Genomic DNA, 12,557 nt, shown 5'->3' with positions numbered 1-12,557 from the left:
TTCGTCCAGGAGGACTAGCGTGAAGCGCAGAATCGCGGTTGCGGCGACCCTCGCCGCGACGCTGCTCGGTGCCGCCGCGTGCGGCTCGAACAGTGACAGCAGCGACACCCCCAATGCCGCCGCTTCCGTCAACGGTGCCGGCAAGACCATCAAGGTCTGGCTGATGGTCGACGCCCAGTCGGGCTGGCCGGAGGTCGTCAAGCAGGCCAACGAACGCTTCACCCAGGCGACCGGCGCCCAGGTGCAGGTCGACTACCAGCAGTGGACCGACCACCTGGCCAAGCTGGACACCACCTTGGCCGGCAGCGACGTGCCCGACGTGGTGGAGCTGGGCAACACCGAGATGCCGAAGTACGTCTTCAACGGCGCCTTCGCCCCGCTCGACAAGGGCCAGTTCGAGAACTCGGCGCAGTGGCTGACCGGCCTCTCCGCCCCGTGTGAGCTCGAGGGCAAGACCTACTGCGTGCCGTACTACGCCGGCGCCCGGGTGCTGCTGTACCGCACCGACCTGTTCGACAAGGCCGGCCTGAAGGCCCCGAAGACCTACGACGAGCTGGTCGCCGCGGCCAAGACCCTCAAGGAGAAGAACGGCAGCGACAAGCAGTTCTCCGCCTTCTACATGCCGGGCAAGTACTGGTACGCCGCGATGGCGTGGGTGCACGGCAACGGCGGCGAGATCGCCAAGAAGGACGGCGACAAGTGGGTCGGCGCCCTGTCCGAGCCGGGTGCGCAGGCCGGCCTGACCAAGTGGGCCGAGATCGCCAAGACCTACTCCAGCGGTGACCCGACCAAGGACGAGAACGACCAGGACGCGGTCTACGCGCAGGGCAAGTCCGGCATGATCTACGGCAACGGCTGGGAGCTGGGCGCGGTCCAGGAGCAGCCCAAGGACCCCAACGACCCCGCCTCGGCCAAGGTCAAGACCAAGGTGAACGGCAAGGTCGCCACGGCGCCGCTGCCCGGTATCCCGTCCTTCCTCGGTGGCTCGGACGTCGCCGTGACGGCCAAGAGCAAGAACGCCGACCTGGCCGCCAAGTGGGCGCAGATCTTCACCGACGCCAAGTCGCAGGAGGGCCTGATCGCCAAGGGCGTGCTGCCCAACGCGACCTCCCTGCTGGACAAGGCCGCCGCGGTCAAGGGCAACGAGGCGACCGCGCAGGCCGCCAAGGAGACCTGGTTCGTGCCGATGGCGCCGAAGTGGTCGGACGTCGAGTCGGCCAACGTCCTGCAGAACATGCTGGTCAGCATCGCCACCGGTAAGGCCACCGTGCCGGCCGCGGCGAAGGACGCCGACGCGAAGATCAACGAGATCCTCAACGCCAGCTGACCGTGTCCGGGCCGCCCGCCCTCCCCGGGCGGGCGGCCCGGCCCGGCACCGCATCCCCGCAGAGAGGTATGGGACCGATGTCCGTCGTCGACTCCCCGTCCGCCCCACCGGCCGCGCAGCCACCGGCACCGGCGCCGGCGGGTGGGCGCGCCCGGAGCAAGCGTCGTTCGGCCACGAGCGGCGGCTTCGCCCCCCTCGCGCTCACGCTGCCCGCACTCCTGCTGCTGGCCGGCCTGCTCGGTTATCCGCTCATCCGGATGATCGTGCTGTCGTTCCAGAGCATCGGGTTGCGCCAGCTGTTCGCCAACCTGGCCCCGGAGAACGTCGGGTTCGCCAACTACGTCAAGATCTTCACGAACACGACGTTCTACCAGGTCGTCGGCCGTACGATCGGCTTCACCGTGGTCTCGGTCGTGCTCACCCTCGTGCTCGGGCTCGCGGTCGCCCTGCTGATGCGCCGGGTGGCGCCGAGCGTGCGGATCGCCATGATCGTCGCGATGATGTTCGTCTGGGCCATGCCCCAGCTGGTCGCCACCCAGACCTTCCGCTGGCTGGTCGACTCCGACTTCGGCGTGCTCAACTACCTGATCGACCTGCTGCCCGGCGTCGACTTCGCCAACCACAGCTGGTTCGCCGATCCGATCCAGGGCTGGACGGTGATCACGGCGATCGTGGTCTGGGCCGGCATCCCGTTCATCGCGATCACGCTGAACGCGGGCCTGACCCAGGTGCCCAAGGAACTGCTCGAGGCGGCCGTGGTGGACGGCGCCTCGGCCTGGGCCGTGCTGCGCTCGGTCACCCTGCCGATCCTCAAGCCGCTGCTGGTCATCGTCACGACGCTCTCGGTGATCTGGAACTTCGGTCTCTTCACCCAGGTCTACGTCGTGCGCAACGGCCGGCCCGAGGAGGAGTACCAGGTCCTGGCGACGTGGGCGTACAGCACCGCGTTCAAGAACAACAACTACGGGCTGGGTTCCGCGATCGCCGTCGTGACCGTGCTCCTGCTGCTCGGCGTCATGGCCTTCTACATGCGGCAGATGTTCAAGATCGGAGACGTGGACTGATGGTCGCCACCGCACCGCAGACCGCCGTACGCAAGCGGCGTCGCCCGGTCCGTGAGTCCGACACCCCCACGGTCGGCCGGAGCCGGACCGGGACGGTCGTCGCGAACACCGTCGGCGTGCTCTTCGCGATCGTGATGTTCTTCCCGGTCTACTGGGTCATCAACACCGCGTTCAAGCCGGCGCCGGAGATCCTGCAGTTCGAGCCCACGTTCTTCCCTGACACGTTCACGCTGGACAACTTCAAGTCGGCGTTCAACGCGCCGTTCTTCCAGCAGGACCTGCTCAACGGCGTCCTCGTGACCTCGGGGGCGGTGTTCGGGGCCCTGCTCGTCGGCTTCCTGGCGGCGCTGGCCATCGCCCGGTTCCGGTTCTACGGCCGCAAGGCGATCATCCTCGTCGTCCTGTCGGTGCAGATGGTGCCGTTCGTCGCGATCCTGATCCCGCTCTTCCTGATGCTGCAGAAGGCCAATCTCACCAACAGCCTGCTGGGCATCACGCTCGTCTACATCGTGCTGATCCTGCCGTACACGGTGTGGACGTTGCGTGGTTTCATCCAGGCCATCCCGCGCGAGCTCGACGAGGCCGCGTCGATCGACGGGGCCAGCCGGTTCCAGGTCTTCTGGAAGATCATCCTGCCGCTGACGGGTCCCGGTCTGGTTGCGACCTCGGTCTACGGCTTCATCCAGGCCTGGAACGAGTTCATCATCATCAACACGCTCAACGACCAGGCCCACCAGAATCTGATGGCCTGGCTCCTGCAGAACCAGACGAATCGTGGGACCTTCTGGGGCCCGCTCATGGCAGGGTCGATCTTGACCGCCCTCCCGGTGGTCATCTTCTTCCTGATCGTCCAGCGCAACATCGCAACCGGCCTGACGGCTGGCGCCGTCAAGGGCTGACCCGGCACCGCATCACCACCTGAGGAGAAAGTTTCATGACCGACATCTTGAAGCCCGAGGTCGACCGCCGGACGCTGCTGCGCCGCGCTGCCGCCGTGGGCCTGCTGGCCACCCCCGCCGTCACGATGCTGAGCGCCTGCGTGGGCGGCGGCAGCGACGACAAGGACGACGCCGCGGACAAGCCCGCCGGTACGGTCTCCGCGACCAACCCGCTGGGCATCAAGGAGGACGAGCCGCTGGAGGTCCTGATCTTCAACGGTGGCCTCGGCACCAAGTACGCCACCGACGTGGACATCCCGTCGTACAACAAGCTCTTCCCGAACTCCAAGGTCACGTTCAACCAGGCCGAGGAGATCTCGACCGTGGTGCAGCCGCGGTTCACCGCGGGCAACCCGCCGGACATGATCAACAACTCCGGCTCGAAGCTGATGGACCAGGGCGCGCTCGTCCAGGCCGGCCAGGTGCAGGAGCTGACCGACCTGTACGCGGCCCCGTCGGTGGACATCGCCGGCAAGACCGTCAAGGACACCCTGATCCCGGGCACGATCGAGCAGGGCACCTTCAACGGCAAGCCGTACGTGCTCAACTACGCCTTCACCGTCTTCGGCCTCTGGTACAGCGGCAAGCTGTTCAAGGACAACGGCTGGACCGTGCCGACCACGTGGAGCGACTTCACCGCGCTGCTCGACAAGATGAAGGCCAAGGGCATCACGCCGTTCGGCTACGCGGGCGCGAACGCGCCGTACTACATGTACACGCTGCTGCTGACCAGCGCCGCCAAGATCGGTGGCGCCGACATCCTCAAGAACATCGACAACCTCGAGGACGGTGCCTGGACGAACGACGCCGTCAAGCAGGCCGCCGCCGCGTGGGCCGAGGTCGGCGCCAAGTACTCCAACAAGGCGTTCCTCGGTCTCAAGCACACCGAGGTCCAGCTGCAGCAGAACCAGTACAAGGTGGGCCTCTACCCGTCCGGCTCCTGGCTCGAGAACGAGCAGGCCAAGGACACCCCCGCGGGCTTCGACTACCAGCTCATGCCGGTGCCGAGCGTGACCTCGGCCGACAAGCTGCCCGTCACCGCCCTCTACGCCGCGGCCGGCGAGCAGTACTTCGTCGCCAGCAAGGGCAAGAACCCGCGCGGTGGCATGGAGTTCCTGCGCCACATGCTGAGCAAGGCCGGCGCCGTGGGCTTCACCCAGCTCACCAAGACGCTGACCGTCGTGGCCGGCGCCACCGACGGCATGGAGATCAGTGCCGGTCTCACCTCGGGCAACAAGGCCCTGGGCGCGGCGGGCGCGGACACCTTCAGCTTCCGTTTCGACACCTGGTACAAGAAGCTGGACGACGAGCTGCGCGCCGCCACGAACGAGCTGATCTACCAGGGCGGCACCGCCGACAAGTTCGTCGAGCGGATGCAGAAGGCCGCCGACGCGGTCAAGAAGGACTCGTCCATCCAGAAGTTCTCCCGCTGATCCAGCGCTGATCCAGCGCTGAGCCGACGTACCCGCAATCACGAACGGAGCTAAAGAACCATGAAGCACGGCAGGTACCCGTTCATCATTGGCTTCCTGATCGTGCCGGTGGCCATCTACGGCACGTTCGTGATCGCGGCGTACGTCCAGGCGTTCCAGCTGTCGTTCACCAACTGGCGCGGCTTCTCGCCGGACGTCAGCTACATCGGCTTCGACAACTTCACGAAGCTGTTCCAGGACAGCACGTTCTGGAAGGCGATCCAGCACCACATCCTGCTGCTGATCTTCCTGCCGCTGCTCACGATTGTGCTGGCGCTGTTCTTCGCGTTCCTGCTCAACGTGGGCGGCGGCTCGAAGGGCGGCCGTACCCGGGGGGTCTGGGGTTCGAAGTTCTACCGGGTGGTGTTCTTCTTCCCGCAGCTGCTGGCCCTGGCCCTGGTCGCGGTCATCTTCTCCCGGGTCTACTCGTCCGACGACAGCGGCCTGATCAACGGCCTGCTCAATCAGGTCGGCGCCGGGCCGGTGCTGTTCCTGGCCGACAAGAACCTGGCGCTCTGGTCGATCCTGGCCGTGCTCGTCTGGCAGGCGGTCGGCTTCTACGTGGTGCTGTTCTCCGCCGGGATGGGCTCCATCCCGACGGAGATCTACGAGGCCGCCGCGCTGGACGGCGCCACCCGGGGCACCCTGTTCTTCAAGGTGACGCTGCCGCTGCTGTGGAACACGCTGCAGGTCGCCTGGGTCTACCTGGGCATCGCCGCCTTCGACGCGTTCGCCCTGGTGAACGTCATGTCCGTGGACCGCGGCGGCCCGGACGGGGCCACCACGGTGCTGGGCCTGGAGATCTACCGCAACGCCTTCGACTACGCGCAGTTCGGCTACGCCTCGGCGATGGGTGTCGTGCTGTTCTTCCTCACCATCACGTTCGCGGCGCTGACCCTGCGGGTCACCCGGCGCGACGCGATCGAGCTGTGAGCCGGACCGGGAGCCTCAAGTGACTTACACCAAGACGGACGGGCCGGCGGCCTCGTACACCGGGTCGCGGCACGCCAGCACCGCCACGCAGCGGGACAAGAAAGAGATCAAGCTCTTCAGCGGCTTCGCCCACATCGCCCTGGCGGTCTGGGGCCTGCTGGTCATCGCCCCGCTGATCTGGGTGATCCTGGCGTCGTTCAAGAGCAACACCGAGATCTTCACGCAGGCGCCGTTCAGCCTGCCCAGCAAGATCTCGTTCGAGACCTACAAGACCGCCTGGACCGAGGCGCACGTCGGGCGCTACTTCCTCAACAGCGTCTTCGTGGTGGCGATCAGCACGGCCGGCACCATGCTGTTCGGGTCGATGGCCGCCTACGTGCTGGCCCGCTACAAGTTCGTCGGCAACCGCTTCATCTACTACCTGTTCGTCTCGGGCCTGGCCTTCCCGGTGTTCCTGGCGCTGGTGCCGCTGTTCCTGATCCTGCAGAACCTCGGCCTGCTCAACACCTACACCGGCCTGATCCTGGTCTACATCGCGTACTCGCTGCCGTTCACGGTCTTCTTCATGACGGCGTTCTTCAAGACGCTGCCGAACCAGATCGCCGAGGCCGCGATCGTCGACGGCGCCTCCCACACCCGGCTGTTCTTCCAGGTCATGCTGCCGATGGCCAAGTCCGGCCTGGTCAGCATCACGATCTTCAACATCGTCGGCCAGTGGAACCAGTACCTGCTGCCGGTGGCGATCATGCAGGGCGCGGGCGCGCAGGAGAAGTGGGTGCTCACCCAGGGCATCGCCAACATCTCGGTGTCGGCGGGCTACCAGGCGAACTGGGCCGCGCTGTTCGCGGCGCTCACCCTCTCGATCCTGCCGATGATCATCGTGTACGCGTTCTTCCAGCGCCAGATCCAGTCCGGCCTGACCGCGGGCGCGACCAAGTAGCTCAGCACGGCCCACGGGCGGCGTCCTTCCTCGGGGAGGGGCGCCGCCCAGCCGCGTCAGGCGCGGTTGAGCAGGACCCGGCCCAGCAGCAGCGTGCCCAGGCCGGCGACCACCACGCTGAGCAGGCCGACCCGCAGGCTGCTGTGGTCGGCGACCAGCCCCACCAGCGGCGGCGAGACCAGGAAGCCCACCCGCTGCAGCCAGCTCACGATGGTCAGACCGGCGCCGTGCGGGAGTCCGCGCAGCTCGTCGGCTGTGTGCATCGCGGCCGGGACCAGCGTTGCCGTGCCCAGCCCGGCCAGCGCGAAGCCGGCCAGGGCCGAGCCGACCGACGGCCAGGCCAGCGCGCAGCCCATCCCGGCCGCGGCCAGCGCCCCGCCGGCCCGGGTCACCGTGCGCTGGCCGAACCGGTCGACTGCCCGGTCGCCCAGCAGCCGGCCGGCGGTCATCGCCACCTGCAGCGCCACGAAGGCGAGCCCGGCTGTCGCCGCGCCGGCGCCGAGATAGTCGGACAGGAACAGCGCGCCCCACGAGGAGCCGGCGTCCTCCACGAGCGCCCCGAAGGCCGCCAGAGCGCCGAGCGCGGCGAGCATCCGTACCGCAGGCCAGGCGAAGGACCGCCGGCCCGGCGGGGCCGCACCCGGCTGCGGCGCCGCCCGCTCGGCGTCCTCCGGTCCGGGCAGCATGAACCGGTACGCGACCAGCAGGATCGCCCCGACCAGCACCGCGGCCACGCTCAGGTGCAGGACCAGCGGCACCCGCAGCCCGGCCGCGGCCGAGCCCATGAGCCCGCCGAGCACCGCCCCGATGCTCCACACGCCGTGGAAAGAGTTGACGATCGAGCGGCCGTAGAGCCGTTGCACCCGCAGGCCGTGCGCGTTCTGCGCGACGTCGACGATCGCGTCCGCCGCCCCCGCCACCAGGAACACCGCCGCCAGCACCCACCAGGCCGGCGCGACCGCGACCAGGATGAACGCCACCGCCATCAGCAGCATGCCGGCCAGCCCGGTCCGCGACGACCGGAACCGGCGGATCGCGGCCGCGGCGAACAGGCCGCCGAGCAGCGAGCCGAGCGCGCCCGCGCCCAGGGCCGAGCCCAGCGCCGCGTTGCTCAGCTCCAGCGACTCCTTGATCTGCGGGTAGCGCGGCACGACGTTGGCGAACAGGGCGCCGTTGGTCAGGAACACCGCCGCGACGGCGATCCGGGCCCGGCGGGCCTGCTCGGCCGGAGCGGCGCCGAGAGTCGCCGTCACCGCGCGCTGAACCGCTGCACCGCGGCCTCGACGTCCGGCTCGGTGACCGGGAAGCCCGGGAAGCGCGACAGCCGGACCAGCGGAATGGCCCGCATCATCTGGCCGTTGGTCGGGTCGGAGAGCATGTCGGTGAACAGGCCCGTGCCGAGCTGCTCGCGCAACCACGAGCCGGCGGCCGGGTGGGCCAGCCAGACGTCCACGGTCGACTCGGGGGTCAGCGGCACGGCGTAGCCCTGGCCGGCCAGCGTGACCGTGCCGGTGAGCCGGATGTCGCGCGAGGACGCGCCGACGCGGACGCCGAACTCGCCGCCCTCGACCACCCAGCTCCGGGCCGCCTCGTGCCAGAACGCGAACGCCCGCGCCCCCAGCGTCAGGGTCACCGGCGCGCTCTCGCCGGGGCCGAGCGCAACCTGGGTGAACGCGCGCAGCTCCTGCTCGGGGCGGTAGACGCTGGCCTGCGGGTCGGTGACGTAGAGCTGGACCGTCTCGCGGCCCGGGCGCGTACCGGTGTTGGTGACGGTCAGGCTGACCTCGACCCGCGGGTCGCCGCCGTCGGCGAGCACGGTGACGGACAGGTCGCTGTAGCCGAAGCTCGTGTAGGACAGGCCGTGGCCGAACGGGTACGCGACCTCGAGGCGGTGGGCGTCGTACCAGCGGTAGCCGATCAGCAGGCCCTCGCCGTACCGGACGTGGCCGAGCTCGCCGGGGAACGCGCCGATGGTCGGGTTGTCGGCGAAGCGCACCGGGACGGTCTCGGCCAGCCGGCCCGCCGGATCGGCCGCGCCGAGCAGCAGGTCGGCGGTCGCGCTGCCGCCGGCCTGGCCGAGCAGCCAGCCTTCGAGGACGGCCTGCGCGCGGTCCTGCCAGGGCGCGACGGTGACGACCGAGCCGTTGGACAGCACGACGACCACGCGCCGGTTGGCGTCGGCGACGGCGTGCAGCAGGTCGAGCTGGTGGGCGGGCAGGTCCATGTGGTCGCGGTCGTAGCCCTCCGACTCGTACGACGGGGGCAGCCCGAGGAAGAGCACGGCCACGTCGGCGGCGGCTGCGGCCCGTACCGCCTCGGCGACCAGGCTCTCGTCGGCGGCCTCGGCGTCGATCACGAAGCCGGGGGCGAAGGTGACCTCGCGGCGGCCGTCGAGGGCGGCCCGCAACGCGTCCAGCGCGGTGTCCACCCGAGTGGGGTTGACCTGCGAGGATCCGGCGCCCTGGAACCGCGGCGTCCGGGCGAACTCGCCGATGACCGCGACCGGGCCACCGCCCGCGGCGTCGAGCGGCAGGATCCCGCCCTCGTTCTTGAGCAGCACCGCACTGGCCACGGCGGCCTCACGGGCGAGCGTGTGGTGGGCGTCGGCGTCGAAGGTCTGACCCTCCTGCAACGCCGGCAGCGACCGGTTGATCAGTGTCAGCACCCGGGTCGCCGCCCGGTCGACGTCCGCCTCGCTCAGCGTGCCGGCCCGGACGGCGTCCAGGATGACCCGGGTGCCGGCCCCACCGGACGACGGCATCTCCAGGTCCAGCCCGGCGGCCACCCCGGCGTCGCGGCGGTTGACCGCACCCCAGTCGGAGACGACCAGCCCCTGGAAGCCCCACTCGTCGCGCAGCACCTGGGTGAGCAGCCAGGGGTCCTCACTCGCGTACGTGCCGTTGATCTTGTTATAGGCGCACATCACCGTCCAGGGCTGCGCCTGGGTGACCACCCGCTCGAAGGCCGGCAGGTAGATCTCCCGCAGCGTCCGCTCGTCCACGTCGGCCGAGACCGTCATCCGGTCGGTCTCCTGGTTGTTGGCCGCGAAATGCTTGAGCGAGGCGCCCACCCCGGTGCTCTGCAGGCCGTTGACCAGGGCCGCGCCGAGCTCGCCGGCCAGCAGCGGGTCCTCGGAGAAGTACTCGAAGTTGCGCCCGCACAGCGGCGAGCGCTTCATGTTGACCCCCGGGCCGAGCAGCACGGCGACCTGCTCGGCGCGGCACTCCCGGCCCAGCGCCTCCCCGATGCGGGCCAGCAGGTCGGTGTTCCAGGTGGAGGCGAGCCCGGCGGCGGGCGGGAAGCAGGTGGCCGGGACGCTGTCGTTGAGGCCGACGTGGTCCGACTCGCCGGCCTGCTTGCGCAGGCCGTGCGGCCCGTCGGTGACCATCACGCCGGGGATGCCGAGGCGCTCGACCGGCTGCGTACGCCAGAAGTCGGCCCCGTCCAGCAGGGAGGCCTTCTCCTCGAGGGTGAGGGTGGCTAGCAGCGCGGGAACGTCGAGTGTCATGACCCGACCGTAACAATGAAAACCTCCGCATGGAAGTTTTTGTGGTCTACGATGGCCCGATGGACGAGGCCCCCGAGATCACCCGGCGCGGCGCGTACGACAAGGGTGTGCGCCGCCGGCGCGAGATCCTCGACCGGGCCATCGAGGTCTTCGCCGAACGCGGCGCCGAGGGCACCTCGCTGCGCGCCATCGGCGAGGCCATCGGGGTCTCGCACGCCGCGCTCAAGCACTACTTCGCCTCCCGCGAGGAGCTGCTGATCGAGGTCTACCGGGCCGCCGAGGAACGCTCGGTCGCCGAGGACCGGCTGCCGCCCGACGTCTCGGTGGTCGGGCTGATGACCCACGCGGCCCGCCGCAACCACGGCGTGCCCGGCCTGGTCCAGCTCTACTCGACGCTGGTGGCGGGCGCGCTGGAGGAGGGCCACGAGCCGTCGCGCGAGTTCTTCGGCCGGCGCTTCGCCCAGCTCCGCGAGGTGCTGACCGAGCGCATCGAGGCGGACCAGCGGGCCGGCCGGATCCGCCCCGACATCAGCCCGCCGGCGGCGGCCGCGCTGATCATCGCCGCCTCCGACGGCCTGCAGACCCAGTGGCTGCTGGACCCCGCGGTCGACCTCGAGAAGTCCCTGGAGCTGCTGGAAGTCCTGCTCGGCGGCTGAAGTGTCATACCCGCACGGCAGAATGGGTCCGTGCTGGTGGCTGTGGTGTCCGACGACGGGAGCTGGCACGGTTCCGGCCGCTGGCAGCAGCTGCACCCCGACGGCAGCCCGGCCGGTGAGCCGCGGCGGGTCGCCGACCTGCCGGCCGCCATCGCCGCCCGCGAGGCCGCCGAGCACCCCCGCTGGCTGTGGGCGGCCACCACCGACTGCTATCCGACGCTGCTGCGCGCCGGCGTGCGGGTGCGCCGCTGCCACGACGTCGAGCTGACCGAGGCGCTGCTGCTCGGCCACGCGGGCCGCTGGGGTGAGCCGCGGGCGCTGGCGGCGGCCTGGGCCCGGCTGACCGGCGCGCCGGTGCCGGCCGACCCGCCACCGCGCCTCCCGCAACCACCGGGCTTCGCCCAGGGCGCCCTCTTCGAAGCCATGTCCGGGCCGTCGGCCGCCGCCGGCTCCGTGACCCTCGAGGCCCTGACCAGGGTGTACGCGGACCAGCACGCCCGGATCGCCGCGACCGGTCAACCCGGCCGTTTCACCCTGCTGGTGGCGGCCGAGTCCGCCGGGGCGCTGGTCGGCGCCGAGATGGGCCACGCCGGCCTGCCGTGGCGCGCGGACCTCCACGACCAGCTGCTGCGCGACCTGCTCGGCGCCCCGCAGCCGGTCGGCCCGCCCCGCCGGCTGGCCGAGCTGACCGCCGAGATCAACGCGGCCTTCGGCGTGCACGGCCTGCACCCGGACTCCCCGGCCGAGGTGCTGCGCGCGTTCGCCCGGGCCGGCATCGAGGTGCCCAACACCCGGGCCTGGGTGCTGCGCCAGGTCGAGCACCCGGCGGTGAAACCCCTGCTCGAATACAAGGAGCTCTACCGCATCTGGACGGCCCACGGCTGGGCCTGGCGCGACGCCTGGATCAGCGAAGGCCGCTTCCGCCCCGAGTACGTCCCGGGCGGCGTGGTGTCGGGCCGCTGGGCCACCCGCGGCGGCGGCGCCCTCCAGGTGCCCAAGGTGGTCCGCCGGGCGGTGGTCGCCGACCCCGGCTGGCGCTTCGTGGTCGCCGACGCGGGCCAGCTGGAGCCGCGCGTGCTGGCGGCGGTGTCCGGCGACTCCCGGCTGGCCCGCGCCGGCGCCGCCGGAGACCTCTACGCGGCGCTGGCGGCCGACTCGTTCGCCGGCGACCGGGCCAAGGCCAAGGTGGCTCTGCTGGGCGCGATGTACGGCCAGACCGGCGGCGCGGCGATCCCGGCCCTGGCGGTGCTGAGGCAGAGCTACCCCACGGCCTTCGATTACGTGGAGGCCGCGGCCCGCACGGGCGAGGCGGGCGGGCTGGTCCGCTCCTGGCTGGGCCGCACCTGTCCGCCGGCCTCCACGGCCTGGCGCGACGCAGGCCTGGAGCCGCCGGAGGAGTCCGGGTCGGCGGAGCCGCAGGGCGGGGCATCGGGGCGGGCGCGAGGCCGCTTCACCCGCAACTTCGTGATCCAGGCAACGGCGGCCGAATGGGCGCTGGTGCTGCTGGCGACGCTGCGCACGGCGTTGGAGGGGCTGCGAGCGGAGCTGGTGCTGTTCGTGCACGACGAGGTGGGGGTCCATTGCCCGGTCGAGGAGACGGAGCAGGTGGCGGAGGCGGTGCGGGCGAGCGCGGCCCAGGCGGGGGAGCTGCTGTTCGGGGGCATCGAGGTGCGGTTCCCGCTCGACGTGTCGATCGTCGAGTGCTACGCGGACGCCTGA

Annotated in this window: 10 protein-coding genes; 8 read left to right on the top strand and 2 right to left on the bottom strand. The window is 70.5% G+C overall.

Annotation, left to right across the window (positions count from 1 at the left end; all coding sequences use genetic code 11):
* Window positions 1-19 precede the first annotated feature (19 nt).
* From ACWEOZ_RS30265 to ACWEOZ_RS30240, 6 genes are all read left to right on the top strand, one after another.
* Window positions 20-1,327, top strand: a complete 1,308-nt coding sequence (locus ACWEOZ_RS30265) for an extracellular solute-binding protein (protein ID WP_451914062.1) — start codon at window positions 20-22, stop codon at window positions 1,325-1,327.
* Window positions 1,328-1,404: 77 nt separating this feature from the next.
* A complete protein-coding gene (locus ACWEOZ_RS30260; RefSeq protein ID WP_451914061.1) occupies window positions 1,405-2,391 on the top strand; it encodes a carbohydrate ABC transporter permease in 987 nt (328 codons plus the stop codon).
* Window positions 2,391-3,290, top strand: coding sequence for a carbohydrate ABC transporter permease (locus ACWEOZ_RS30255; RefSeq protein WP_451914060.1), 900 nt, complete (start codon window positions 2,391-2,393; stop codon window positions 3,288-3,290). Before ACWEOZ_RS30260 ends, ACWEOZ_RS30255 begins: the two co-directional genes overlap by 1 nt.
* Window positions 3,291-3,325: 35 nt before the next feature.
* Window positions 3,326-4,762, top strand: coding sequence for an N-acetylglucosamine/diacetylchitobiose ABC transporter substrate-binding protein (ngcE, locus tag ACWEOZ_RS30250; protein WP_451914059.1), 1,437 nt, complete (start codon window positions 3,326-3,328; stop codon window positions 4,760-4,762).
* A 60-nt stretch (window positions 4,763-4,822) separates the two neighbouring features.
* Entirely contained in the window at window positions 4,823-5,734 is a 912-nt protein-coding gene (locus ACWEOZ_RS30245; protein WP_360547582.1) for a carbohydrate ABC transporter permease, read from the top strand.
* Window positions 5,735-5,753: 19 nt separating this feature from the next.
* Window positions 5,754-6,674 carry a carbohydrate ABC transporter permease gene (locus ACWEOZ_RS30240; RefSeq protein WP_451914058.1) on the top strand — a complete coding sequence of 307 codons (921 nt, stop codon included), beginning with the start codon at window positions 5,754-5,756 and terminating at the stop codon, window positions 6,672-6,674.
* A gap of 56 nt (window positions 6,675-6,730) precedes the next feature.
* On the opposite strand, the gene ACWEOZ_RS30235 is transcribed toward ACWEOZ_RS30240, so the two are convergent.
* Window positions 6,731-7,927: an MFS transporter gene (locus tag ACWEOZ_RS30235; RefSeq protein WP_451914057.1), complete on the bottom strand. Its 1,197-nt coding sequence runs from the start codon at window positions 7,925-7,927 to the stop codon at window positions 6,731-6,733.
* Window positions 7,924-10,182, bottom strand: a complete 2,259-nt coding sequence (locus ACWEOZ_RS30230; protein ID WP_451914056.1) for a glycoside hydrolase family 3 C-terminal domain-containing protein — start codon at window positions 10,180-10,182, stop codon at window positions 7,924-7,926. The genes ACWEOZ_RS30235 and ACWEOZ_RS30230 overlap by 4 nt, the downstream gene beginning before the upstream one ends.
* Before the next feature lie 59 nt (window positions 10,183-10,241).
* Here ACWEOZ_RS30230 and ACWEOZ_RS30225 point away from each other — a divergent pair, with 59 nt between their 5' ends.
* Window positions 10,242-10,838, top strand: a complete 597-nt coding sequence (locus ACWEOZ_RS30225) for a TetR/AcrR family transcriptional regulator (protein WP_451914055.1) — start codon at window positions 10,242-10,244, stop codon at window positions 10,836-10,838.
* A 30-nt stretch (window positions 10,839-10,868) separates the two neighbouring features.
* A complete protein-coding gene (locus ACWEOZ_RS30220) occupies window positions 10,869-12,557 on the top strand; it encodes a bifunctional 3'-5' exonuclease/DNA polymerase (protein ID WP_451914054.1) in 1,689 nt (562 codons plus the stop codon).

It is taken from the genome of Actinoplanes sp. NPDC004185, assembly GCF_053603475.1.
The sequence above is the reverse complement of the archived record's forward strand: the minus strand, read 5'-3'. Positions and strand labels throughout refer to the sequence as shown.

What these genes read in the sequence shown, in the direction of transcription:
- ACWEOZ_RS30260 (WP_451914061.1), top strand. Translation starts at nt 1,405, where the DNA reads ATGTCCGTCGTCGACTCCCCGTCCGCCCCACCGGCCGCGCAGCCACCG.
- ACWEOZ_RS30255 (WP_451914060.1), top strand. Translation starts at nt 2,391, where the DNA reads ATGGTCGCCACCGCACCGCAGACCGCCGTACGCAAGCGGCGTCGCCCG.
- ngcE (WP_451914059.1), top strand. Translation starts at nt 3,326, where the DNA reads ATGACCGACATCTTGAAGCCCGAGGTCGACCGCCGGACGCTGCTGCGC.
- ACWEOZ_RS30245 (WP_360547582.1), top strand. Translation starts at nt 4,823, where the DNA reads ATGAAGCACGGCAGGTACCCGTTCATCATTGGCTTCCTGATCGTGCCG.
- ACWEOZ_RS30230 (WP_451914056.1), bottom strand. Translation starts at nt 10,182, where the DNA reads ATGACACTCGACGTTCCCGCGCTGCTAGCCACCCTCACCCTCGAGGAG.
- ACWEOZ_RS30225 (WP_451914055.1), top strand. Translation starts at nt 10,242, where the DNA reads ATGGACGAGGCCCCCGAGATCACCCGGCGCGGCGCGTACGACAAGGGT.